The 19,849-nt window shown below is 67.7% G+C and carries 21 protein-coding genes and 4 tRNA genes; 3 read left to right on the top strand and 22 right to left on the bottom strand.

Going from position 1 to position 19,849, the window contains the following annotated elements:
- The 9 genes from E1161_RS09185 to rplJ form a co-directional block, all read right to left on the bottom strand.
- Positions 1-1,194 (bottom strand): MCE family protein, encoded by a 1,194-nt coding sequence (locus E1161_RS09185; protein WP_328591235.1) that lies wholly within the window; start codon positions 1,192-1,194, stop codon positions 1-3.
- Positions 1,191-2,171, bottom strand: coding sequence for an MCE family protein (locus E1161_RS09180; protein WP_132621591.1), 981 nt, complete (start codon positions 2,169-2,171; stop codon positions 1,191-1,193). The genes E1161_RS09185 and E1161_RS09180 overlap by 4 nt, the downstream gene beginning before the upstream one ends.
- Entirely contained in the window at positions 2,168-3,229 is a 1,062-nt protein-coding gene (locus tag E1161_RS09175; protein WP_132621589.1) for an MCE family protein, read from the bottom strand. Before E1161_RS09175 ends, E1161_RS09180 begins: the two co-directional genes overlap by 4 nt.
- The gene (locus E1161_RS09170; RefSeq protein ID WP_132621587.1) at positions 3,226-4,569 is read right to left on the bottom strand and encodes an MCE family protein; all 1,344 of its coding nucleotides are present in this window, start codon (positions 4,567-4,569) and stop codon (positions 3,226-3,228) included. The genes E1161_RS09175 and E1161_RS09170 overlap by 4 nt, the downstream gene beginning before the upstream one ends.
- Positions 4,566-5,405, bottom strand: a complete 840-nt coding sequence (locus tag E1161_RS09165; protein WP_132621585.1) for an MlaE family ABC transporter permease — start codon at positions 5,403-5,405, stop codon at positions 4,566-4,568. Before E1161_RS09165 ends, E1161_RS09170 begins: the two co-directional genes overlap by 4 nt.
- A gap of 22 nt (positions 5,406-5,427) precedes the next feature.
- The gene (locus tag E1161_RS09160; protein WP_132621583.1) at positions 5,428-6,216 is read right to left on the bottom strand and encodes an MlaE family ABC transporter permease; all 789 of its coding nucleotides are present in this window, start codon (positions 6,214-6,216) and stop codon (positions 5,428-5,430) included.
- Positions 6,213-7,451, bottom strand: coding sequence for an ABC transporter ATP-binding protein (locus E1161_RS09155; protein WP_132621581.1), 1,239 nt, complete (start codon positions 7,449-7,451; stop codon positions 6,213-6,215). Before E1161_RS09155 ends, E1161_RS09160 begins: the two co-directional genes overlap by 4 nt.
- Before the next feature lie 383 nt (positions 7,452-7,834).
- Positions 7,835-8,221 carry a 50S ribosomal protein L7/L12 gene (gene rplL / locus E1161_RS09150; protein ID WP_132621579.1) on the bottom strand — a complete coding sequence of 129 codons (387 nt, stop codon included), beginning with the start codon at positions 8,219-8,221 and terminating at the stop codon, positions 7,835-7,837.
- 130 nt (positions 8,222-8,351) lie between these two features.
- Entirely contained in the window at positions 8,352-8,867 is a 516-nt protein-coding gene (rplJ, locus tag E1161_RS09145; RefSeq protein ID WP_132621577.1) for a 50S ribosomal protein L10, read from the bottom strand.
- A gap of 292 nt (positions 8,868-9,159) precedes the next feature.
- On the opposite strand from rplJ, the gene E1161_RS09140 reads away from it, so the two are divergent.
- The gene (locus tag E1161_RS09140) at positions 9,160-9,921 is read left to right on the top strand and encodes a hypothetical protein (RefSeq protein ID WP_132621575.1); all 762 of its coding nucleotides are present in this window, start codon (positions 9,160-9,162) and stop codon (positions 9,919-9,921) included.
- A gap of 209 nt (positions 9,922-10,130) precedes the next feature.
- Here E1161_RS09140 and rplA read toward each other — a convergent pair whose 3' ends face one another.
- The 13 genes from rplA to E1161_RS09075 all read right to left on the bottom strand — a co-directional run bounded on the left by rplA (position 10,131) and on the right by E1161_RS09075 (position 19,079).
- Entirely contained in the window at positions 10,131-10,838 is a 708-nt protein-coding gene (rplA, locus tag E1161_RS09135; protein WP_132621573.1) for a 50S ribosomal protein L1, read from the bottom strand.
- A 96-nt stretch (positions 10,839-10,934) separates the two neighbouring features.
- The gene (gene rplK, locus E1161_RS09130) at positions 10,935-11,369 is read right to left on the bottom strand and encodes a 50S ribosomal protein L11 (protein WP_132621571.1); all 435 of its coding nucleotides are present in this window, start codon (positions 11,367-11,369) and stop codon (positions 10,935-10,937) included.
- 154 nt (positions 11,370-11,523) lie between these two features.
- The gene (gene nusG / locus E1161_RS09125) at positions 11,524-12,477 is read right to left on the bottom strand and encodes a transcription termination/antitermination protein NusG (RefSeq protein WP_235874892.1); all 954 of its coding nucleotides are present in this window, start codon (positions 12,475-12,477) and stop codon (positions 11,524-11,526) included.
- 79 nt (positions 12,478-12,556) lie between these two features.
- A complete protein-coding gene (gene secE, locus E1161_RS09120) occupies positions 12,557-12,931 on the bottom strand; it encodes a preprotein translocase subunit SecE (protein ID WP_132621569.1) in 375 nt (124 codons plus the stop codon).
- A 30-nt stretch (positions 12,932-12,961) separates the two neighbouring features.
- Positions 12,962-13,034: transfer RNA gene (locus E1161_RS09115), tRNA-Trp, on the bottom strand.
- Between the two features lie 177 nt (positions 13,035-13,211).
- Entirely contained in the window at positions 13,212-13,631 is a 420-nt protein-coding gene (locus E1161_RS09110) for a MaoC family dehydratase (RefSeq protein ID WP_132621567.1), read from the bottom strand.
- Positions 13,628-14,077: a MaoC family dehydratase N-terminal domain-containing protein gene (locus E1161_RS09105; protein ID WP_132621565.1), complete on the bottom strand. Its 450-nt coding sequence runs from the start codon at positions 14,075-14,077 to the stop codon at positions 13,628-13,630. The genes E1161_RS09110 and E1161_RS09105 overlap by 4 nt, the downstream gene beginning before the upstream one ends.
- Before the next feature lie 156 nt (positions 14,078-14,233).
- Positions 14,234-14,398, bottom strand: a complete 165-nt coding sequence (gene rpmG / locus E1161_RS09100; protein ID WP_132621563.1) for a 50S ribosomal protein L33 — start codon at positions 14,396-14,398, stop codon at positions 14,234-14,236.
- 64 nt (positions 14,399-14,462) lie between these two features.
- Positions 14,463-14,538, bottom strand: a tRNA-Met gene (locus tag E1161_RS09095).
- 102 nt (positions 14,539-14,640) lie between these two features.
- A tRNA-Thr gene (locus tag E1161_RS09090) sits at positions 14,641-14,713 on the bottom strand.
- Between the two features lie 132 nt (positions 14,714-14,845).
- Positions 14,846-17,473 carry a putative bifunctional diguanylate cyclase/phosphodiesterase gene (locus E1161_RS09085; RefSeq protein ID WP_132621561.1) on the bottom strand — a complete coding sequence of 876 codons (2,628 nt, stop codon included), beginning with the start codon at positions 17,471-17,473 and terminating at the stop codon, positions 14,846-14,848.
- 312 nt (positions 17,474-17,785) lie between these two features.
- Complete coding sequence (locus tag E1161_RS09080; protein WP_235874891.1) at positions 17,786-18,763, bottom strand: alpha/beta fold hydrolase; 978 nt, start codon at positions 18,761-18,763, stop codon at positions 17,786-17,788.
- Between the two features lie 61 nt (positions 18,764-18,824).
- Positions 18,825-19,079: a hypothetical protein gene (locus E1161_RS09075; protein ID WP_132621557.1), complete on the bottom strand. Its 255-nt coding sequence runs from the start codon at positions 19,077-19,079 to the stop codon at positions 18,825-18,827.
- Between the two features lie 73 nt (positions 19,080-19,152).
- Here E1161_RS09075 and E1161_RS09070 point away from each other — a divergent pair, with 73 nt between their 5' ends.
- Both E1161_RS09070 and E1161_RS09065 read left to right on the top strand, forming a co-directional pair.
- A complete protein-coding gene (locus E1161_RS09070) occupies positions 19,153-19,461 on the top strand; it encodes a hypothetical protein (protein ID WP_235874890.1) in 309 nt (102 codons plus the stop codon).
- 73 nt (positions 19,462-19,534) lie between these two features.
- Positions 19,535-19,616: transfer RNA gene (locus E1161_RS09065), tRNA-Tyr, on the top strand.
- Positions 19,617-19,849 lie beyond the last annotated feature (233 nt).

Raw genomic sequence — 19,849 nt, 5'->3', positions numbered from 1 at the left:
TCACCGGCCACCTCCAGCGGGCTGAAGTCCGTTGGTCAGCGGGAGCGGCAACGGCGGCAGCTTGCCGTTCTGCACCGCGTTGAGCGTTTCGGCCGGTGTCGGCAGCTTCTCGGCGCCGGCCAGCACCGGGCGCAAGGCGTCGCAGGCGCTGCTGACCTCGAGCGGAACCTGCTGCGGTGTCGACTGGTCGAGCAGCTTGCACACCGCCACCAGCGGCGGCTGGTTGAGCTCGTTGAACATCGCGCGTTGGTCCAGCGTTCCGGAAGCGCCGTTGTAGGAGTTGTTCAGGTTGCTCATCGCAAGCGGCGCGGTGGTCAGCGACTCGTTGAGCGCGGCCTTCTGCTTGACCAGCACAGCGGCAACGTCGTGGAGCTGGCTGACGTTGGACTGCACCTCGGAGCGGTTGTCCCGCACGAAGGATTCCACCTTGCCCAGCGCCACGGACAGCTCGGCCAGGGCCGCGCTCATGTCGTTGCGCTCTCCGGCGAGGTTGCTGCTGACCTCTTGCATCTGCGTGTTGAACCGGCGCATCTGGCCGTCGTTCTCGGCCAGCATCCCGGTGAAGCGCTGCAGGTTGTCGACGGTCTTGAACAGCTCTTCGCTGTTGCCCGACAGCGTCGTTCCCGCCTCACCGAGGTTGCGCAGCGTTTCCGACAGCGCCTTGCCGTTGCCCTCCAGGTTGGCGGCACCGGTGTTGAGCAGGTCGGTCAGCGCGCCGTTCTTGTTGGCCCCGTCGGGTCCCAGCGCCTTGGTCAGGTCGTTGAGGCTGCGGTAGATGTTGTCCAGCTCGACGGGCGTCGCGGTGCGCTCGGCGGGGATGACCGCGTCGTCTCCCAGCTTCGGGCCTCCCTTGTAGACCGGGGCGAACTGCACGTACCGGTCGGAGACGATGCTGGGGGAGACCGCCACCAGGCTCGCGTTGGCGGGGATCGCGGTGTCGCGGTCGACGCTCAGCGTGACCTTGACCTGCTTGCCCTGCGGCGTCACCTCGTCGATGGTGCCGATCGGGACGCCGAGGACGCGCACGTCACCGCCCGGGTACAGGCCGACCGCGGCGTCGAAGTAGGCGGTGACCTTGCGCTCCGCCGCGCCGTAGAACAGCCACCAGCCGCCGACCGCGCCGAGCAGCACGACCACGATCCCGATGGTGAGGACCTTGGCCAGGTTCGAGCTCTTGAGGGGTGCGTTCATCATTGCTTGCAACCCTCCTGGTTGATCGGACCCACGGCGGGCGGCAGCAAACCGCAGACGTAGGTGTCGAACCAGCGCCCGTTGCCGAGGACGTTGGAGAACAGCCTGGTGAACGGGGCGAAGGTGTTCAGGCTCCGGTCCAGGTTGTGCTGGTTGCGCTGCAGCATCTTGGTCACCTTGTCCAGCTGTTGCAGCGTCGGCCCGAGCTGCGCCTGGTTGTCGTCGACCAGGCCGGTCAGCTGCTGCGACAGCTCCTGGGTCCCGGTCAGCAGCGACGAGATCGAGTCGCGGCGAGCCCGCAGCTCCTGCAGCAGCAGGTTGCCGTCGGAGAGCAGCTTCTCGAAGTCCTCGTTGCGGTCTGCGAGCTGCTGGGAGACCTGCGTGGTGTTGTTCAGCAGGTGCTCGATCTGCTCGTCGCGCGAGGAGATCGTCTTGGAGAGCTGCGAAAGCCCGTTGAGGGCGCCGCTGACCTCGCCCGGGGTGTCCTTGAACGTGCTCGACAGCGTCTCGAAGCTCTTCGCCAGCTGCGCTGTGTCGATCTGGTCGACGTTCTTGGACAGGTCGCTGAACGCCTCGATGACGTCGTAGGGCGACATGGTCCGGCTCAGCGGGATCGGCTGGTCGTTGTCGAGCTCCTTGGAGCCCTGCGGGTCCAGCGCCAGGTACTTCTGGCCGAGCAGGGTCTTGACCTTGATCGCCGCGGTGGTGCGGTCACCGAGCTCGACGTCGGAGACCCGGAAGCTGACCAGCACGTGGTCACCTTCGAGCTCGACGTCGGAGACGGTGCCGACCTTGACCCCGGCGACCCGGACCTCGTTGTCCTCGCGCAGTCCTGCGGCCTCGGTGAACTGCGCGGTGTAGGTGGTGCCGCTGATCAGCGGCAGCCGCTCGTAGTTGGCAACCAGCAGGAACGCCAGCACCAGCACCAGGATGCCGGCGACGCCGATCTTGAGGGGGTCGCGCTGGGAGAAAGCAGTCATCGCTGGCACCTCGGCTGGGTCACCGGCATCAGCGGCAGCGGCAGGGTGATGTCGCCGACGCCGACGTTGCCGGAGCTCTTGCACATGAAGAAGTTGAACCACGACCCGTGCGAGGCGGTCCGGCTCAAGCTCTCCAGCTTGTTCGGCATGTTGCGCAGCACCCGGTCGACCAGCTGCTCGTGGTCGTTGAGGTTCTTCGACACCTCGCCGAGGCCGGCGATGTCCTGCTGCAACCCTGGCCTGGCGTCCTGCAGGAGCCCGGCGGTGGTGTTGGTCAGCCCGTCCATCGCGGTGATCGCGCTGCCGATGGAGTCGCGGTCCTCGGCGAGTCCGGACACCACCTGCCGCAGCTGGCCGACCAGCTCGGAGAGCCGCTGGTCACGCGTGTTCACGGTGTCCAGCACGCCGTTGAGGTTGTTGATCACCTCTCCGATCACCTGGTCGCGCGAGGCGATGGTGGTCGTCAGCGAAGCCGTGTGCGACAGCAGGCTCTCCACCGTGCCGCCCTCGCCCTGCAGGACCTGGATGATCTGGTAGGACAGCTTGTTGACGTCCTCCGGCGACAGCGCCTGGAACAGCGGCTTGAAGCCGCCCAGCAGCACCGTCAGGTCCAGCGCGGGTTTGGTGCGCTCCAGCGGGATCGTGCCGCCCACCGGCAGGTACCCACCTCGGACGGTCCGGCCGGAGGCGCCGCCGGAGCCGGTGGTGGGCGTGGCGCCCTGCTCCAGCGCGAGGTAGCGCTGCCCCACCAGGTTCCGGTACTTGATGGTCGCGGTCACCGAGGACGGCAGCCGCCGGTCGGCGACGTTGAACTCGACCTCGGCGACCTTGTTGTCGACGAGCTCGATGTTCTCGACCTCACCGACCTTCACACCGGAGATGCGCACCTCGTCACCCACGTTGAGGGCGGTGACGTCGGTGAACCGCGCGGTGTAGGAGTTCGCCGAGCGCAGGTCCTGGTTGGCGATCGTCATGATCAGCAGGCCGGTCGCCAGCGAGGTGATCACCACGAAGACCAGGAACTTGACCAGTGGTCCGCGAACGCTGATCCCGTTCATCGGTAGCTCACCTCCGCACCCCGCAGGACCGGTCCGACCAGCAGGCTGCCCCAGCCGGGGACCTCCGAGGAAGGACGGCCCAGAGCAGGAGCCAGCACGGTGGCGACCATGTCGCGCTCAGCCGGCGAGTTGACCCACTGGGTCGCGGTGGCCGCCGGTGCCGACTGGGGAGTGCTGCCCGCGGGTGGGTTCAGGCCACCGTTCGACGGGCGCGATGCGGGCGGGGGAACCGAGCCGTCCTTGAACGGGCCGTCCGGCGGGTACTCCGGCATCGGGTCGAGGTTCTCCCAGAAGTTGTAGCAACGCGGTCCGCGCTTGTCGCGGAACTCCGGCTCGTCCTGGTTCGGGCGGTACTCGCCGCGGTGCGGCGCGACCTCCAGGGTCACGTGCAGGCCGGGCTCGTTGGTGCCCTCGCCGAACGCCTGGCGGATGCGCGGGACGAACTCCTCCATCTCCCCGAGGAAGCACGGGTAGGACGGCGAGTACTTCGCCAGCACGTCGAGCGTCGGACGCTGGGCGTCGGCGAGCTGGATGAAGTTCTGGCCGTTGGCGTCGAGGAACGTCGTCAGGTCACCGGAGGTGGTGGTGAGCTGCCCGGTCATCTTCTGCAGGTCCTGCTTCTGGTCCACCAGGGTTCGCGCCGTGGTGGAGAAGTTGTCCAGCGCGGAGATGATGTCCGGTGCGGCTTGCTCGTAGGTCTGCGCGACGCCCACCAGCTCCCGCAGGTTGTCCCGCAGGGCCGGCACCGACGGGTTGAGCCCGTCCAAGTAGGTGTTGAGCTGGGACAGCGTTTCGCCGACCTGCTCACCGCGGCCCGACAGCGCCTGGTCCAGCGCGTTGAGCGTGGCGGACAGGTCGTCGGGGTTCACCGCCTGCAGCACCGGCATGGTGTCCGCCAGCACCGTTTCCAGCTCCAGCCCCGCGCGGGTGCGGTCCTGCTCGATCACGCCGCCGGAGGCCAGCGTCTTCGACGAGGGCTTCTCCGGCAGGTCCAGCGCCACGTAGCGCTCGCCGAACAGGGTGCGCGGCAGCAGCTGCGCGGAGACGTTGGCCGGGATCTTCTCGGCCATCTCCGGCTGCAGCGCCAGGTGCAGCTCGGCGCCCTTGCCGTCGGACTTCACCTCGACGACCCGGCCCACGATCATGCCGCGCACCTTGACGTCGGATTCCGGCAGCAGCTGGTTGCCCGTCGAGGCCGCCTTGAGGATGACGTCCGAGGACGCCGTGAACGCCTTGTTGTAGAACGCCAGGCACAGCACGACGAACATGACCATGCTCATCAGCAGCGCCAGGCCCATCAGCCTGCGCTTGACCTTGGTGACCGCTCCCTGCGCGCTCATCCGGTGATCCGAACGGTCGTCGTGGTGCCCCAGATCGCGAGGCTGAGGAAGAAGTCCAGCAGGGCGGTGGTCACGATCGCGGTTCGCACCGCGCGCCCCACCGCGACGCCGACGCCGGCGGGGCCGCCGCTGGCGCGGTATCCGTAGTAGCAATGCGTCATGATCACCACCACGCTGAAGATCAGCACCTTCCCGAAGGACCACAGCACGTCCTCGGGAGGCAGGAACAAGTTGAAGTAGTGGTCGTAGGTGCCCGCCGACTGGCCGTAGAGGTGGACGGTGACGCCTCGGGCCGCGACATAGGACGTCAGCAGGCCCAGCACGTACAGCGGGATGACGGCGACGAAGCCGGCCATCACGCGGGTGGTCACCAGGTAGGGCAGGCTCGGCACGCCCATGACCTCGAGCGCGTCGATCTCGTCGGAGATCCGCATCGCGCCGAGCTGGGCGGTGAAACCGGAACCGACCGTCGCCGACAGGGCAAGACCGGCCACCAGCGGCGCGATCTCACGCGTGTTGAAGTAGGCCGAGACGAAGCCGGCGAAGGCAGAGGTGCCCAGCTGGTCGAGAGCCGCGAACCCCTGGATGCCGACGACCGTTCCGGTGAACAGCGTCAGGCCGATCATCACGCCGACCGTGCCACCGATGACCGCCAGTGCGCCGCTGCCGAAGCTGACCTCGGCCAGCAGGCGCAGCGTTTCCTTGGCGTAGCGCGGGATCGCCCGCGGAATCCATGCCAGCGATCGGATGTAGAACGACATCTGGTCACCCAGGTCGTCCAGCACCTCCACCGGCCGTCGGGCCGCGCGCTTGGCGCGCTGCGAGATCGTCACCATGTTCCCATTCCCCTGGCGGCCATCACATTCCCTTCGGCGGGACCAGCTGCATGTACAGCGTCGTGAGGATGAAGTTCACCGCGAACAGCAGCAGGAAGGTGATCACCACCGACTGGTTCACGGCGTCCCCGACGCCCTTCGGGCCTGGTGGCGGGTTCAAACCCCGGAAGGCGGCCACCACGCCTGCCAAGAAGCCGAAGATCAGGGCCTTGATCTCGCTGATCCACAGGTCAGGCAGCTGCGCCAGCGCGTTGAAGCTGGCCATGTACGCACCCGGCGTGCCGTTCTGCATGATCACGTTGAAGGTGTAGCCGCCGACCACGCCGACGACGCTGACCATGCCGTTGAGCAGCACGGCGACCAGCATCGCGGCCAGCACCCGGGGCACCACGAGGCGCTGGATCGGCGAGACGCCCAGCACCTCCATCGCGTCGATCTCATCGCGGATCTTGCGCGAGCCGAGGTCGGCGCAGATCGCCGAACCACCGGCACCGGCGATCAGCAGCGCCGTCACGATCGGGCTGGCCTGCTGGATGATCGCCAGGACGCTGGCGGCACCGGTGAACGACTGCGCACCGATCTGCCTGGTCAGCGATCCCAGCTGGAGCGCGATGACCGCGCCGAAGGGGATCGAGACCAGCGCCGTCGGCAGGATCGTGACGCTGGCGATGAACCAGCACTGCTGGATGAACTCGCGGACCTGGAACGGTCGCGAGGGCATCGCCCGCACGATGTCCATCCCCAGCGCGAACAGGCGGCCCGTCTGGCGCAGCCCACCGGCACCGGGGAACTGTGCCCGGGACGCGCTCACCGCTCACCTCGCTTCCGGCCGAACCAGCGGCGACGAGCGCCCGCCGAATCCTCCTCGGCCTGCAACCCACCGGGCCACGCCGACTCTTCCTCCGGCTGCCGCGGGTGCGGCGAGGGCCGCATCTGCTGCTGGGGCTGAGCGGGAGCGGCCTGCTGCGGTTGAGCAGGAGCGGGCTGGGGCGCTTGAGCGGGAGCGGTCTGCGGGGGTGCCTGCGGGACGGCCTGCTGCTGCGGCCAGGAACCCGTCGTGGGCGACTTGAACCCGTACAGGGCGAGCTCGTCCGACGACAGGCTCTTGAGGATCTCCTCCTGCGCGGAGGGGTTCATCGAGCGCAGCTGGCGCAGCACGCGGTCCTTGCGGCGGTGCACCGCGGTGCGGTCCGGCAGTCCGGGACTGACCTCCAGCTGCGGCATCATCGGCGGCACCTGGGGTCGACCGTGCTTGGCCAGCTCCGCTTCAACCAGCGCGGTGTCCTTCTCCTCGCTCATGCCGATCGGGCCGTCGGGGCGGCCGTTGAGGAACTGCACCACCACCGGCTCGTCTGAGGTCAGCAGCACCTCGCGCGGCCCGAACATCACGAGGTTGCGGCGGTAGAGCATGCCGATGTTGTCCGGCACGGTCCGCGCGGTGTTGATGTCGTGGGTGACGATCAGGAAAGTCGCGTCGATCTGCGCGTTGAGGTCGACGATCAGCTGGTTCTGCACCGCGGTCCGGACGGGGTCCAGGCCCGAGTCGGGCTCGTCGAACAGGAGGATCTCCGGGTCGAGCACGAGGGCGCGGGCCAGACCGGCGCGCTTCTTCATGCCGCCCGAGATCTCACCGGGGAGCTTGTCCTCCGCGCCGATGAGACCGACCATCTCCATCTTCTCGAGCACGACGTTGCGGATCTCGGACTCGCTCTTGCGCGTGTGCTCGCGGAGCGGGAACGCGATGTTGTCGTAGAGGTTCATCGAGCCGAACAACGCGCCGTCCTGGAACAGCACGCCGAATAGCTTCCGGACCTCGTAGAGATCTTTTTCCGAGCAAGTGCATATGTCCGTCCCGTTGATGACGACCTTGCCCTCATCCGGCTTGAGCAGACCCACCAGCGACTTCAGGAACACCGACTTACCGGTGCCGGAAGGCCCGAGCAGCACGCTGATCTCGCCCTGGGGCAGGTTCAGCGAGACGTCCCGCCAGATGGTCTGCGGGCCGAAGGACTTCGAGAGCCCGTCGACAACCACCTCGACGCCCATCGGAACCTCCGCGTCCTCGATTACACCGATTTCGGGGAGGCAATCCGTCCCCGAAGAAGCACCCTCGCACACGTGACGCGCATAACGAAGGTAGTTGGCGTCACACCTATGCAACGAGCTCGACGCAGCAGGGTTACTCATGAGTTCACTGCAAATCAAGGTGCCATCTCGGATTCGTCCGAAAAAAGGCCCTTGTTTCCGCGCAAAGGAAAAGAGAACGGGCACCCGCAACAGCGAGTGCCCGTTCTCTTACCGTGAGTCAAAGACCCAGAACCCGTTCCAAACCCAGTGCGAGCGGCGGAGCCGAGTGGCGCCGGAATCCAGACGGAGCGTCAGGTTCCGCTACCGCCATGCAGCGGGAGCACCGGATCAGGAAAGCAAGGTCACTTGACGGAGACGGAAGCGCCAGCTTCTTCCAGCTTGCCCTTGGCCTCTTCGGCCTTCTCCTTGTCGACCTTCTCCAGGATCGCCTTCGGGGTGCCCTCGACGAGCTCCTTGGCCTCCTTCAGGCCCAGGCCGGAGACGATCTCGCGGACGACCTTGATGACCTGGATCTTCTTGTCGCCGGCGCCCTCGAGGACGACGTCGAACTCGTCCTGCTCCTCAGCGGCGTCAGCCTCGCCACCGGCGGCCGGCGCAGCGGCGACCGCGGCCGGGGCGGCGGCGGTGACGTCGAAGGTCTCCTCGAACTGCTTCACGAACTCCGACAGCTCCAGGAGGGTCATCTCCTTGAAGACGTCCAGCAGCTCGTCGTTGCTCAGCTTCGCCATGTCGGCGTTCCTTTCTGCTCAAAGCCCGGATGCCGTCGGCATCCCGGTGGGGGTTGTCGCGAAAGACGGTCCGCGGACCCGCATCGGCGGCGCGCTCTCCCGCACCGTCCACTGCGGACTGCGGAGAGCCTTACTCGCCCTTCTTCTCCTGAAGGGCGGCGGCCATGCGAGCGACCTGCGAAGCAGGTGCGACGAACAGCGCTGCGGCCTGGTTCATCTTGGCCTTCATGGCACCGGCCAGCTTGCCCAGCGTGACTTCGCGCGAGTCGAGGTCGGCGATGCTGTCGACCTCGGACACGGACAGCGCGCGGCCGTCCATGTACCCGCCCTTGATCACCAGGTTCTGGTTGCCCTTGGCGAATTCCTTGATCGCCTTGGCTGCGTCGACCGGCTCGCCCTCGACGAAGGCGATCGCGGTCGGGCCGACGAACAGGTCGTCGAGACCCTCGACGCCCGACTGCTCGGCGGCACGCTTGACCAGCGTGTTCTTCGCGACACGGTAGCTCACGTTCGAACCGAGCGCGCGGCGCAGCTCAGACAGCTGAGCCATCGAGAGCCCGCGGTACTCGGTCACAACGGCAGCGGTGGAGCTGTTGAACTTCTCCGAGATCTCGCTGACCGCATCGACCTTGTCGGACTTCGCCATGTCGCCTCCTCTCTGTTTCCGACTGTGGCTGACCCATCCAGTCGGTCCTGAGACGACAGAACGCCCCGGCGCAGGGCAGCACGGGGCGTGAAGATCGGTGCGCGCGGACAGGACACGCGTGACCAGCCTCGTCCCTCCTGCGCGGGTCGCCCGCATCTCACGGGACCTTCGTTCCTCCCCGCTCGTTGCCGAGCCGGGAGGAAGACCAGCGGTCTTGGGTGGAACCTCGACAAGACTACTCGACTCGGGACGGGCGCTTCCACCGGCCCCCGTCGCCCGGCATCATGTGGGCGTGGCTGATCAGCGGGAACCGCGCTCCGACAACCTGCCCGAGATCGTCGACGCGGAAGTCGTCGAGGTCGCCGAGTACGACCCGCTCCCGGAACCGGCTCCGCGCGGCGACGCTCCGAAGGCGGCCGACGACCCGGAATACCAGGAGTTCCTGGAGTTCAAGCGGTTCAAGGAGTGGCAGGCCTCCCAGGGCGGTGGCACGACCGCCGCGGCGCCCGAGAAGCCCGGGTGGAAGAAGGCTCTCGGCCTGCTCCACCACAAGTGGGTGCGGCGGATCATCTACGTCCTCGTCGCGCTGCTCCTGCTAAACCTGGCATACGACCACTACTTCGGCGGCAGCGACGGCTCGTCGAGCGGCAACGGCTCCGGCGGGAGCGCACCGGCCGACTCGGTGCCGATGACCGCGCAGAACCCGCAGCAGGCCATCCGCAGCGTTTTCAACTACCTGCGGGCCGAACCGCCGGAGCAGGCGTGCGCGCTGTTCGACGACCAGGGCAAGGCGGATTTCGCCGCCGCCTACGGCACCCCGGACTGCGCGGGCGCGGCGCGCGCGGTGCACGGTCAGATCACCGACTTCAACGCCTACGCCAATCCGAAGTTCGCCCACGACGCCATCGTGGAAGCGGGACCGGAAGCGCAGGTGCCGGGTTGCCGCCTCCGAGTCAGCGGCGGACCGGGGCTCGGAACTTTCAAACTCACCCGCACGCCACAAGGCGGTTGGACCATCTCCGCTTACGCCCTGACCAGTTCCGCGTGCCCCTGACCGAGCAATTCCCGGACTACCCGAATCGTATTTCCGGAGTAATCATCTCGGCACTGCCCGTCACCTCTTCCGGGAGGCGGGTCGGTTCTGCTCAGAATGTTTCCGGGCAAATGGGATACCGATCATGCCGGTTTGACGGAAATCGTCGTGGAATGCGAAAGAGGGCGAGCGCTCGTGGAGCGCTCGCCCTCTTTCGAAGGGGTATCGGGTCAGGCGGACGCCGACACGCGCGTGGCGGTCGGGTCGACCGGGATGCCCGGACCCATCGTGGTCGTGAAGGTGACCTTCTTCAGGTACCGGCCCTTCGACGCCGACGGCTTGGCGCGCAGGATCTCGTCCAGCGCGGCCGCGTAGTTCTCCACCAGCTTCTCGGTGTCGAACGACGCCTTGCCGATGATGAAGTGCAGGTTGGCCTGCTTGTCGACGCGGAAGTTGATCTTACCGCCCTTGATGTCCGCGACCGCCTTGGTGACGTTCGGGGTGACGGTGCCGGTCTTCGGGTTCGGCATCAGACCGCGCGGGCCGAGAACCCGAGCGATCTTACCGACCTTGGCCATCTGGTCCGGGGTGGCGATCGCCGCGTCGAAATCGAGCCAGCCGCCCTGAATGCGCTCGATCAGGTCCTCGGAACCAACCGCGTCCGCGCCGGCGGCCTCGGCCTCAGCGGCCTTGTCGCCGGTGGCGAACACGATGACGCGGGCAGTCTTACCAGTGCCGTGCGGCAGGTTCACGGTGCCGCGGACCATCTGGTCTGCCTTGCGGGGGTCGACGCCCAGCCGCAGAGCGACCTCGACGGTGGCGTCGTACTTGACCTTGGTGGTCTTCTTCGCCAGCTCGGCGGCTTCCGACGGGGTGTAGAGACGCTCCCGGTCGATCAGCTCGGCCGCCTGCTGGTATGCCTTGCTGCGCTGTGCCATTTCTGTCCTAAGAGTCAGGTTGGATCAGTTGTGGTTGGTCGGGCTGCGCATGAGCCCTCCCACTACCCGTGCGCGCCGGTGGAACCCGGCAGCGGCTCAGGCTTCGACCGTCAGGCCCATCGAACGAGCAGTACCAGCGATGATCTTCGCGGCCTGGTCGATGTCGTTGGCGTTGAGGTCTTCCATCTTGGTCTGCGCGATCTCCTTGACCTGCTCCATGGAGACCTTGCCGACCTTGGACTTGTGCGGCTCGCCGGAGCCCTTCTGCACGCCAGCGGCCTTGAGCAACAGCTTCGCGGCCGGCGGGGTCTTCAGCTTGAAGTCGAAGGACCGGTCTTCGTACACGGAGATCTCAACCGGCACGACGTTGCCACGCTGAGCCTCGGTGGCCGCGTTGTACGCCTTGCAGAACTCCATGATGTTGACGCCGTGCTGACCCAGCGCCGGGCCGACCGGCGGAGCCGGGTTGGCTTGGCCGGCCTGGATCTGCAGCTTGATGATCCCTGCCAGCTTCTTCTTCTTGGGCGGCATGTTTGCTTCCTGTGTCTTCGCTATCCGGTTGCTCGGTCCCGCCGGAAGGCGGCACCGAATCTGGCGAGACCACGAGACGGTGGAATCGCCCCTGCTGCGCGGGTCCTGCCAGGTCCACGCGCAGCCCGCCGCGCTCCCGCAGACGGGAGAGCGGTCAGAGCTTGGAGACCTGGTCGAACGAGAGCTCGACCGGGGTCTCGCGGCCGAAGATCGACACCAGCACCTTGAGCTTCTGGGCGTCGGCGTTGACCTCGTTGATGGTGGCCGGCAGCGTCGCGAACGGGCCATCCATCACGGTGACGGACTCGCCGACCTCGAAGTCGACCTCGACCGCTGTCTTGGTCGCGGCGGCGGTCTGTCCCGCACCGGCCTTCTTGCCCGCTTCCGGCTTCTTCTCCTCGACCTGCGGCGCGAGGAACTTCAGCACGTCATCGATGGTCAGCGGCGAAGGCTTGGAGGTCGCACCGACGAATCCGGTCACACCCGGCGTGTTGCGCACGGCGCTCCACGACTGGTCGTTGAGATCCATCCGAACCAGGATGTAGCCGGGCAGCACCTTGCGCTGCACCATCTTACGCTGGCCGTTCTTGATCTCGGTGACCTCTTCGGTAGGCACCTCGACCTGGAAGATGTAGTCCTCGACGTCGAGCGTCTGAGCACGGGTCTCGAGGTTGGTCTTGACCTTGTTCTCGTAACCCGCGTAGGAGTGGATCACGTACCAGTCGCCGGGCGCGCGGCGAAGCGCGGCGCGCAGCTCCTCGACCGGGTCCACCTCTTCGGCTTCCGCCTCTTCAGCGTCGCCCTCTTCAGCGTCCGCCTCGTCGGCGTCCGCCACTTCAGCGTCGCCCTCGTCAGCGTCGCCCTCGTCGGCGTCGGCCTCTTCGGCTTCCGCCTCCTCGGACGCGGTCTCTTCACCGCCAGCGGCCACGGTCGCAGTGTCGTCGGCCGCGGCGTCGTCGGCCTCTTCGGCGGAGTCGGTTTCCGAGGAATCGACTGCGCCGGCCGCTTCAGCCTCGACGGACACGGCCTCGGCTTCGGCAGCCTCGGGCTGCACCTGCTCGTCGGTGAGGCCGGTGGCTTCCTTGGAGGTCTCCTCGTGCGAGGTCACAGTCGGTCTCGCTTCCTCTCGTGCGTTGCGTGCCGGGTCGTTGTTCCGCCGCCGGCACCACTTAGGCGGGCCCGGAGGTTCAGCCAGTGCCGAACAGCCAGCCCACGCCCTTCGCGAAGAGCACGTCCACGCCGGCGACGAACGCCACCATGATGCTGACGAACACCAGCACCACAAGCGTGTAGGTCACCAGCGCCTTGCGTGTCGGCCAGATGACCTTGCGCAGCTCGGCGACGACCTCGCGCAGGAAGCGCCCGATCTTCCGGAACAGCGAAACCCGACCCTGCCGGCCATCCCGCGAGGGAGTGGGCCGACCCTTCGACTCAGTTGTGCGCGCCGGACCGGAGCCCGACTGGGAACGGGCGGAGGCACGACGCTCGCGCCGCGCCGCGGCGCTGGACGGACGTGCGCCCTCGCGCGCTCCGTCCTGGCCCTGCTCGCGGTCCTCGCTCACGACCATCCTCCGCTCACCGTCGCATCGACGCAGGGGTGACAGGACTTGAACCTGCAACCTGCGGTTTTGGAGACCGCTGCTCTGCCAATTGAGCTACACCCCTCTGCGGCCTGTGGAGCCCGACCGCAAAGTCGGGACGCCATTCACCAGCCTTGAAACTGTGTATTTCAAGGTGCTCAGGCATCCCAGGTTCGAAAGTGTACGGCACGTGGAGAACGCAACTCCAACGGCACCCCCGTGTTGGCGGGAACACGACTTCGCCGCTGGTGAGCGCACTGCGTCACGCAGCGATGCGGACCGTGGCCGAAGCGCCCCCGAGCACGCCCTGGTCGGCGGACTTCGCGGTGATGCTGACCTTGATCGTGCCGTCTTCGTTGATCTTCGCGACCTTGCCGCCGAGCTCCACCACGGCGCCGCTGCCGTCGTCCGGGACGACCACAGGCCGGGTGAAGCGCACGCCGTAGCGCACGATCGCGCCAGGGTCGCCGGTCCAGCTGCTCACCAACCGCCCGGCCAGCGCCATGGTCAGCATCCCGTGTGCGATCACGTCCGGGAGGCCGACGTCCTTGGCGAACCGCTCGTTCCAGTGGATCGGGTTGAAGTCGCCCGATGCGCCCGCGTAGCGGACCAGGTCGGACCGCTCCAGCGGCACGCTCAGCGGCGGCAGCTCGTCCCCGACGTTGATCTCCGACAGCTTCACGCCTCAGGCCCCCTCACGACCAACATCGACGTGGCGGTGCAGACCTGCTCCCCGTCGGTGGTGGTGATCTCCGCGCGGACGGTCAGGAAGTCGTTGCCCGCCCGGGTCTTGATGTCGTCGACGTGCGCGACCGCCAGCAGCCGATCACCGGCGCGGATCGGCCGGTGGTGGACGAAGTCCTGCTGGCCGTGCACCACTCGGCCGTAGTCCAGGCCGAGCTGGTCGTCCTCGACGATCTGGTCCTGCGCGGCCATCGAGAGGATCACCGCGAAGGTCGGCGGCGCGATCACGTCCGGGTAGCCGGCGGACTTGGCTGCGTCGACGTCGTGGTGCAGCGGGGAGTCGTCCTTGACCGCGCGGGCGAACTCGCGGATCTTCTCCCGGCCCACCTCGTAGGGCTCGGTGGGCGGGTATTCACGTCCGATGAATGACTGGTCGAGCGGCACGCGGGAAGGCTACTAGGTCTCATCCGGAACGGCGGAACCGCTTTGACCTCCCGGCGACCACCCGAGCAGTCCCGCGCCCGCGGGAACGAGAAGAGCCCGCCCCCCGGACCAACCGGGGGACGGGCTCTCGAAGGCGTTCCGAAGGAACCGCTGGGGTCAGCGGGTCTCCTTGTGGAGCTTGTGCGTGCCGCAGTTCATGCAGAACTTCTTCATCTCCAAGCGGTCCGGGTTGTTGCGCCGGTTCTTGTTGGTGATGTAGTTGCGGTTCTTGCACTCCTCGCACGCCAGCGTGATCTTGGGTCGAACGTCGGTGGCGGCCACGGGGGTGCCTTTCTCTCGGTCGTAACGTGTCGGTTCGCTGGAGAAGTCCTCGCGAACCCGTGACTGGTAGCGGTGGCCGGACTTGAACCGGCGACACAGCGATTATGAGCCGCTTGCTCTACCGACTGAGCTACACCGCCATGCCGAGGCCGCGGTGTGCACCGGTTGCCTCAAGCGACGCAGGATGTCCCACGCAAAACAGCCACAGCACTCAGTTTACCGAGCACCGCGGCTGCCTTTCGAGCCCCAATACGGAATCGAACCGTAGACCTTCTCCTTACCATGGAGACGCTCTGCCGACTGAGCTATTGGGGCGTGCCCTTGCGGAGCGATTAGAACTTTACACACCCGCAGAACCCGCCGGAACAGGGGGGTACCTTCTTGCGAAAACGCAGGTCATAGCCGACTTTTCACAGGACACCTCACCGGATCGGGCGAATTCGGACATCAGTGCAGGAGTGTGAGCACGGTCTCCTCGCGGCTGCCCTGGTCGCGCTTGGTGCGGGCCTGCAGCCACGCTTCGAAGCGCTCCTCGGACAGCGGGCGGGAGATCAGGTAGCCCTGGGCCACGTCGCAGCCCATTCCGACCAGCTGGTCGCGCGCGGCGTCGTCCTCGACGCCCTCGGCCACCACGGCGAGGTCCAGCGAGTGGCCGAGCTCGACGATCGTGCGGACCACCGCGAGGTCGCTGAGATCGGTTCCCATGCCCAGCACGAAGCTCTTGTCGATCTTGACCTCGTCCACCGGCAGCTGCCGCAGGTAGGCCAGCGACGAGTAGCCGGTGCCGAAGTCGTCCACCGCGAGCACCACGCCCATCGCGTGCAACCGCCGCAAGACCGGCAGCGAACGCTCCTTGTCGGCCATCACGCTGGACTCGGTCAGCTCCAGGGTGAGCAGCTCTGGCGGGATGTCGTGGCGTTCGAGCGCCTCGGCGACCCGCTCGGGGAAGGTCTCGTCAGCGAGGTTTCGCACCGACAGGTTCACCGCCACCGACATCCTCAGCCCGCGGTCCAGCCACTGCCGGATCTTGATCAACGCGCACTCCAGGACGAACGCGGTGAGCGCGTCGACCAGCCCGGTGGCCTCCACCAGCGGCACGAACTCGTCGGGATCCAGCCTCCCGTACTCCGGGTGCGACCAGCGCACCAGGGCCTCGGCGCCGACGACCTGACGTTCCGGCAGCGCCACCTTCGGTTGGTAGTGCACCTCGACCTGGCCGGTGTCCAGAGCCTGCCGGAACTGGGTGACCAGCTGGAAGCGGCGCAGGAACACCTGACCCATGGCCGGGGCGTAGCAGCGCACGCCGTCCTCGCCGTTGCGCGCGGCCCGCACCGCCACATCGGCGTGCTGCAGCAGCGTGTCGACGTCGGTCTCGGCCTCACCATCGGCGGGCGCAGAGGACGCGTAGCCGGCGACCCCGGCGGCCTCGACCACTATCCGGTCCAGCGGGTAGGACATGGCGATCACGTCGCACAACCGCAGCGCCACCTGGTGCGCCTGCTCCTCGGTGTGGTCGAGCAGCAGCACGGCGAAGGAGTTGGCCTCCAGCCGTGCCACCGGAGCGTCACCGAGGGCTTCGCGCATCCGCTGCCCGGCGGCGATCACCATCCGATCGCCCCAGGTGTAGCCGAGGGCTTCGCTGACCGTGGTGAGCAGGTCCAGGTCGATCCGCAGCACGACGGCGGCACGGCCGGCGCGGAGCTCGTCGCCGGAGATCTCGCGGAAGCCGGTGCGGTTGAGCAGCCCGGTCAGCGGGTCGTGGTAGGCGTCGTGCCGCAACCTGGCCAGCAGCCTGCGGTTGTCCATCGCGGTGGCCAGGTGACTGGCCAGGGTGTGCAGCAGTCGCACGTCCGCGCGGCCGAAGCCACGCCAGCGGCTGACCCGGTCGTGGACCTCGACGGCACCGAGCAGCTGGCTGGCACCCCGGAGCGGGACCACGAGCGCCTCGTAGGCGCCGCGCTGCCGCAGCGCGCGGCGAACCTCCTCCGGCGCTTCGAGGGTCCGGAACGACCGCACGTGGCTTCCGGGGAGTTGCAGCAGCGGGTCGTCGCGCAGCGCGTCCGGTGCCGCCTGGGTCGCGGCGTCCGGCATGGCTTCACCGGCGACCAGCGTGGTCACCTCGCCGCGCGGGTCCAGCCGCAGCCGCAGCACGACCCGGGTGGCGTTGAGCTGTTCGCGGATCCGCTCGGCGACGGGTTCCCACTCGCTGACCGGCACGGCCTGCTCGCCGACGGGATCGGGCGCGGTCTGCGCACCCTGGCCGGAGCGGGCCACGCTGAGGCTGACGTCGCTGAGCGCCTCCAAGTCGCGCTGCTCGCGCAGCAGGTCGGAGTAGGCGCGGTACAGGCCGATCACGGCGACGGCGACGAGCCCGACCAGCAGCCAGCCCCAGGGCGTGCCGATGGCGACCTCGTACCCGATGAGTCCCACGGAGGTGTTGAGCAGGCCGACGGCCAGCGTGCGCGCGGCCAGTCGCGCGCCCGCGGCGACCTTCATCGCACCGCCCAGCACGGTCAGCGCGGCCAGCGCGAACCCGCAGCTGATCAGCGGCGAGGTCAGCGTGCCGACAACGGGACCGAACCAGTCGGGAGCGACGCCGATGAGGACCTGGTTGACCAGGTTGGCGACCGCGAACGGCACCGCGATCTCCAGGCACAGCACGCCGGCGTTGTAGACGACGTGGGTGGCCGCGCGCCTGCCCACCTGGGCGCCGAGCCCGGCCAGCAGGTTCGCGGCGAGCACCACCTCGAACGGCGCGGTGAGCAGGCCGAGCAGCAGCGGGATCTCGGTGAAGGAGATGGTCCAGCCGACGCGCTTGACGTCGACGTCGATGGTCAGCTGCTCGGCGAGGAGGAACCCGACGGCCAACAGCGGACCGATGAACAGCAGCTCAGGGGTGTAGCGCGCCTCGAGGCCGCCCGCGGTGACCAGGGAGATGCCCACGCCCGCGGCGAGGACCACGAAGGAGAAGGTCGCGAAGGTCCGGCGGCGCACCGGATCGACTTCGGCTCTGACCGGTGGCCTGGATGGTTCCAGACCGGGATGCGGACTGAGGGAGCGGTGACGCTCGATCATCCACGCTCCTCCCGCTGGCGATACGGCCGTACCACATATGTCCGTCCGCCGATCGTGACGCACGAGAGCACGGTTGGCCAGGGTCGAACGGCCCTCCCGGCACACTCCGGATGCACGCATCAGATGAGTTCAACCGGCGGGTGGCGCGGGAAGGCTTTCTCTCAAGACCACTCTGACCTGCGGAACCTTCGCCGAGCACGGTGGAGCGCAAGAGCCCCTTGGGCTTCTCGCGGCTAACTCGCGACTGTGTGAGGATTACCGCAACAACATCAGATCGAGGTAACGGTACGTATTCGTTCTGACCACAAGAAGTCATCCTTGTAGATCGAACTCGTCCAGGAAGTCACGCACAGCACGGTCCAAGTCGGCCAGCCCGGACTCCTCGACGGGCAGATGACCGGACCCGCGCAGGGCGGTCGTGCGGGTCGGCCCGGCGATGCGGTCGAAGAACTCCTTCGACAGCAGCGGCGGCGTCCAGCGGTCCTCGTCGGGTTGCGCGAGCAGCAGCGGCGTCCCGGTGAAGCGCTCGGGCGGCACGACCGGTGCGGTGACCAGGCAGCTGCGGGCGAAGCGCAGCGAGATCCAGCCCCCACCGGCGAGCTCGTCGGCCCAAGCGAGGTTGGCGTACTGGGTCTGGTTGGACACCGCGGCGATGTTGACCAGCCAGTGCACGGGAACCCGCATCGCGGACAGCGGTTCGCGCACGAGCGAGAGCAGACCGGCCCAGCGCGCCATCTCGGGTCGCGCGGCCAGCACCCGCCTGACCTCGTCGCGGCAGGGGTCGGCCAGGCAAGTGGCGATGACGCCGTCGACCTCGGTGCTCGCCGCGACGTCGTAGGCGAGCCGTCCTCCGGTGCTCACGCCCAGCAGCACGACGGGGCGGGAGTCGCGCTCCTTCTCGCGCTCCACAAGGTCGCGCGCGCAGTCCAACCAGTCCGAGTAGGTCGCGCCGAGCAGCGGTGTCCCGGTGAGGCCGAAGCCGGGCAGGTCAGGGGCGATGAAGTCGAGGTCGGCCAGCGCGGGCAGCCTGCCGTAGGGGGCGAGCATCCGCCCGTAGGTGCCGACGCCGTGCAGCGCGATGACCTTGGCGGGAGCGCCGGCGCGCTCGACGCGGTCCACGTGCACCTTCAGCCCGCGCCACTGCCACCACTGCTCGTCGGGTGCGTTGTCGACGCTCAGGCGCAGCGCGCCGGGGAAGAACGCTTGATAACGCTGCCAGTGCAGGTGGTCGTGGTAGCCGGGGTCGACGTCGGTGGCAGACCCTGGGGTGGATGGAGCGCTCGAGGGCACACTTCGAACATACGGAGTCGGGCCGACCGCGCGCATCAGCCGTCAGCGGGCGCGGGCTGGTCTAGGCCGAAGGCGAACGCCTGAGCCGCACGACGTTGGAGTCCAGGTCGAGCGGACCGGCACCGGACTCGCGTTCGTCCTCCTTCGCCACCTCGACCCAGGCCAGGTGGTCGAGCTGGTGCTTGACCCCAACGTTGAACAACCCCTCGACCTCCATCGCAGCGCTCGCCGCGCTGGAGCGCTCCGGGGTGGGTGCGGGCGCGGTGGCCCGCAACTCCTCGCGCCGCTTCGCGCGTGCCGCGCGGTCGATGGCCATGGCTCCACGCTAACCCGGCGAAGCCGCTGAGCAGCACCGCCGACATCGACCCGCCACCAGTAAGGTCGTGCCCGTGCTCGATCCGTACTTCGTCCAGGTCGAAACGTCGGAACTCGCGGATCTCACGCGAGCTCTGGAACTCCTCGACTCCCGCGCGGACCTCAACCACCGCTACCGCAAGATGCTCGACGAGTCCCGCCAGCTGCTGACGGCCGACCAGATCCGCCTCACACAAGCCCGAGGCCTGGCGAAACGCCTCATGGTCCTGATCAAGGCAGCGGGCCCGGACTTCCCCGGCACCCTCGAGCACGAGTCCCGCGAAATCCTGCGCGCGGGCGAGACCAAAGCCGACGACCTGGTCTTCCGCCCGGAAGGAACTTGACGCCCACCCCCACCGAGGAACCGCGGTAACTGGTCTGTATGCTCTTCTCGCAAGCCAGCACGCTGGCGAGCACGCCGGGTTGCCCGAGCGGCCAAAGGGAGCTGACTGTAAATCAGCCGGCATTGCCTTCGGAGGTTCGAATCCTCCACCCGGCACAAGCAGGAAAAAGACCCCGTGACCAGCATCAAAGCGGTCACGGGGTCTTTGCTTTGCAGTCCGGCTGTGTCCGGCGTCGTCCGGCCGTGTACGACCGTCCACGGCAAATACACGGCAAAACTCAGGCTTGGGCTAGCGCCTGTTCCACTCGCTGGCGGGCTGCCTGCTCGCCGCCGTCCAGACACTTCGCGTAGACGTGAAGCAGCACGCCAACGCTGTGGCCGGCCCATTC

The sequence above is a fragment of the Saccharopolyspora aridisoli genome, from assembly GCF_004348445.1.
GTDB lineage: Bacteria > Actinomycetota > Actinomycetes > Mycobacteriales > Pseudonocardiaceae > Saccharopolyspora > Saccharopolyspora aridisoli.
Note: the sequence above shows the minus strand (reverse complement) of the source record. Positions and strands in the feature narration are given on the sequence as shown.

What these genes read in the sequence shown, in the direction of transcription:
- E1161_RS09185 (WP_328591235.1), bottom strand. Translation starts at nt 1,194, where the DNA reads ATGATGAACGCACCCCTCAAGAGCTCGAACCTGGCCAAGGTCCTCACC.
- E1161_RS09180 (WP_132621591.1), bottom strand. Translation starts at nt 2,171, where the DNA reads ATGACTGCTTTCTCCCAGCGCGACCCCCTCAAGATCGGCGTCGCCGGC.
- E1161_RS09175 (WP_132621589.1), bottom strand. Translation starts at nt 3,229, where the DNA reads ATGAACGGGATCAGCGTTCGCGGACCACTGGTCAAGTTCCTGGTCTTC.
- E1161_RS09170 (WP_132621587.1), bottom strand. Translation starts at nt 4,569, where the DNA reads ATGAGCGCGCAGGGAGCGGTCACCAAGGTCAAGCGCAGGCTGATGGGC.
- E1161_RS09165 (WP_132621585.1), bottom strand. Translation starts at nt 5,405, where the DNA reads ATGGTGACGATCTCGCAGCGCGCCAAGCGCGCGGCCCGACGGCCGGTG.
- E1161_RS09155 (WP_132621581.1), bottom strand. Translation starts at nt 7,451, where the DNA reads ATGGGCGTCGAGGTGGTTGTCGACGGGCTCTCGAAGTCCTTCGGCCCG.
- rplL (WP_132621579.1), bottom strand. Translation starts at nt 8,221, where the DNA reads ATGGCGAAGCTGAGCAACGACGAGCTGCTGGACGTCTTCAAGGAGATG.
- rplJ (WP_132621577.1), bottom strand. Translation starts at nt 8,867, where the DNA reads ATGGCGAAGTCCGACAAGGTCGATGCGGTCAGCGAGATCTCGGAGAAG.
- rplA (WP_132621573.1), bottom strand. Translation starts at nt 10,838, where the DNA reads ATGGCACAGCGCAGCAAGGCATACCAGCAGGCGGCCGAGCTGATCGAC.
- rplK (WP_132621571.1), bottom strand. Translation starts at nt 11,369, where the DNA reads ATGCCGCCCAAGAAGAAGAAGCTGGCAGGGATCATCAAGCTGCAGATC.
- E1161_RS09085 (WP_132621561.1), bottom strand. Translation starts at nt 17,473, where the DNA reads ATGATCGAGCGTCACCGCTCCCTCAGTCCGCATCCCGGTCTGGAACCA.
- E1161_RS09075 (WP_132621557.1), bottom strand. Translation starts at nt 19,079, where the DNA reads ATGGCCATCGACCGCGCGGCACGCGCGAAGCGGCGCGAGGAGTTGCGG.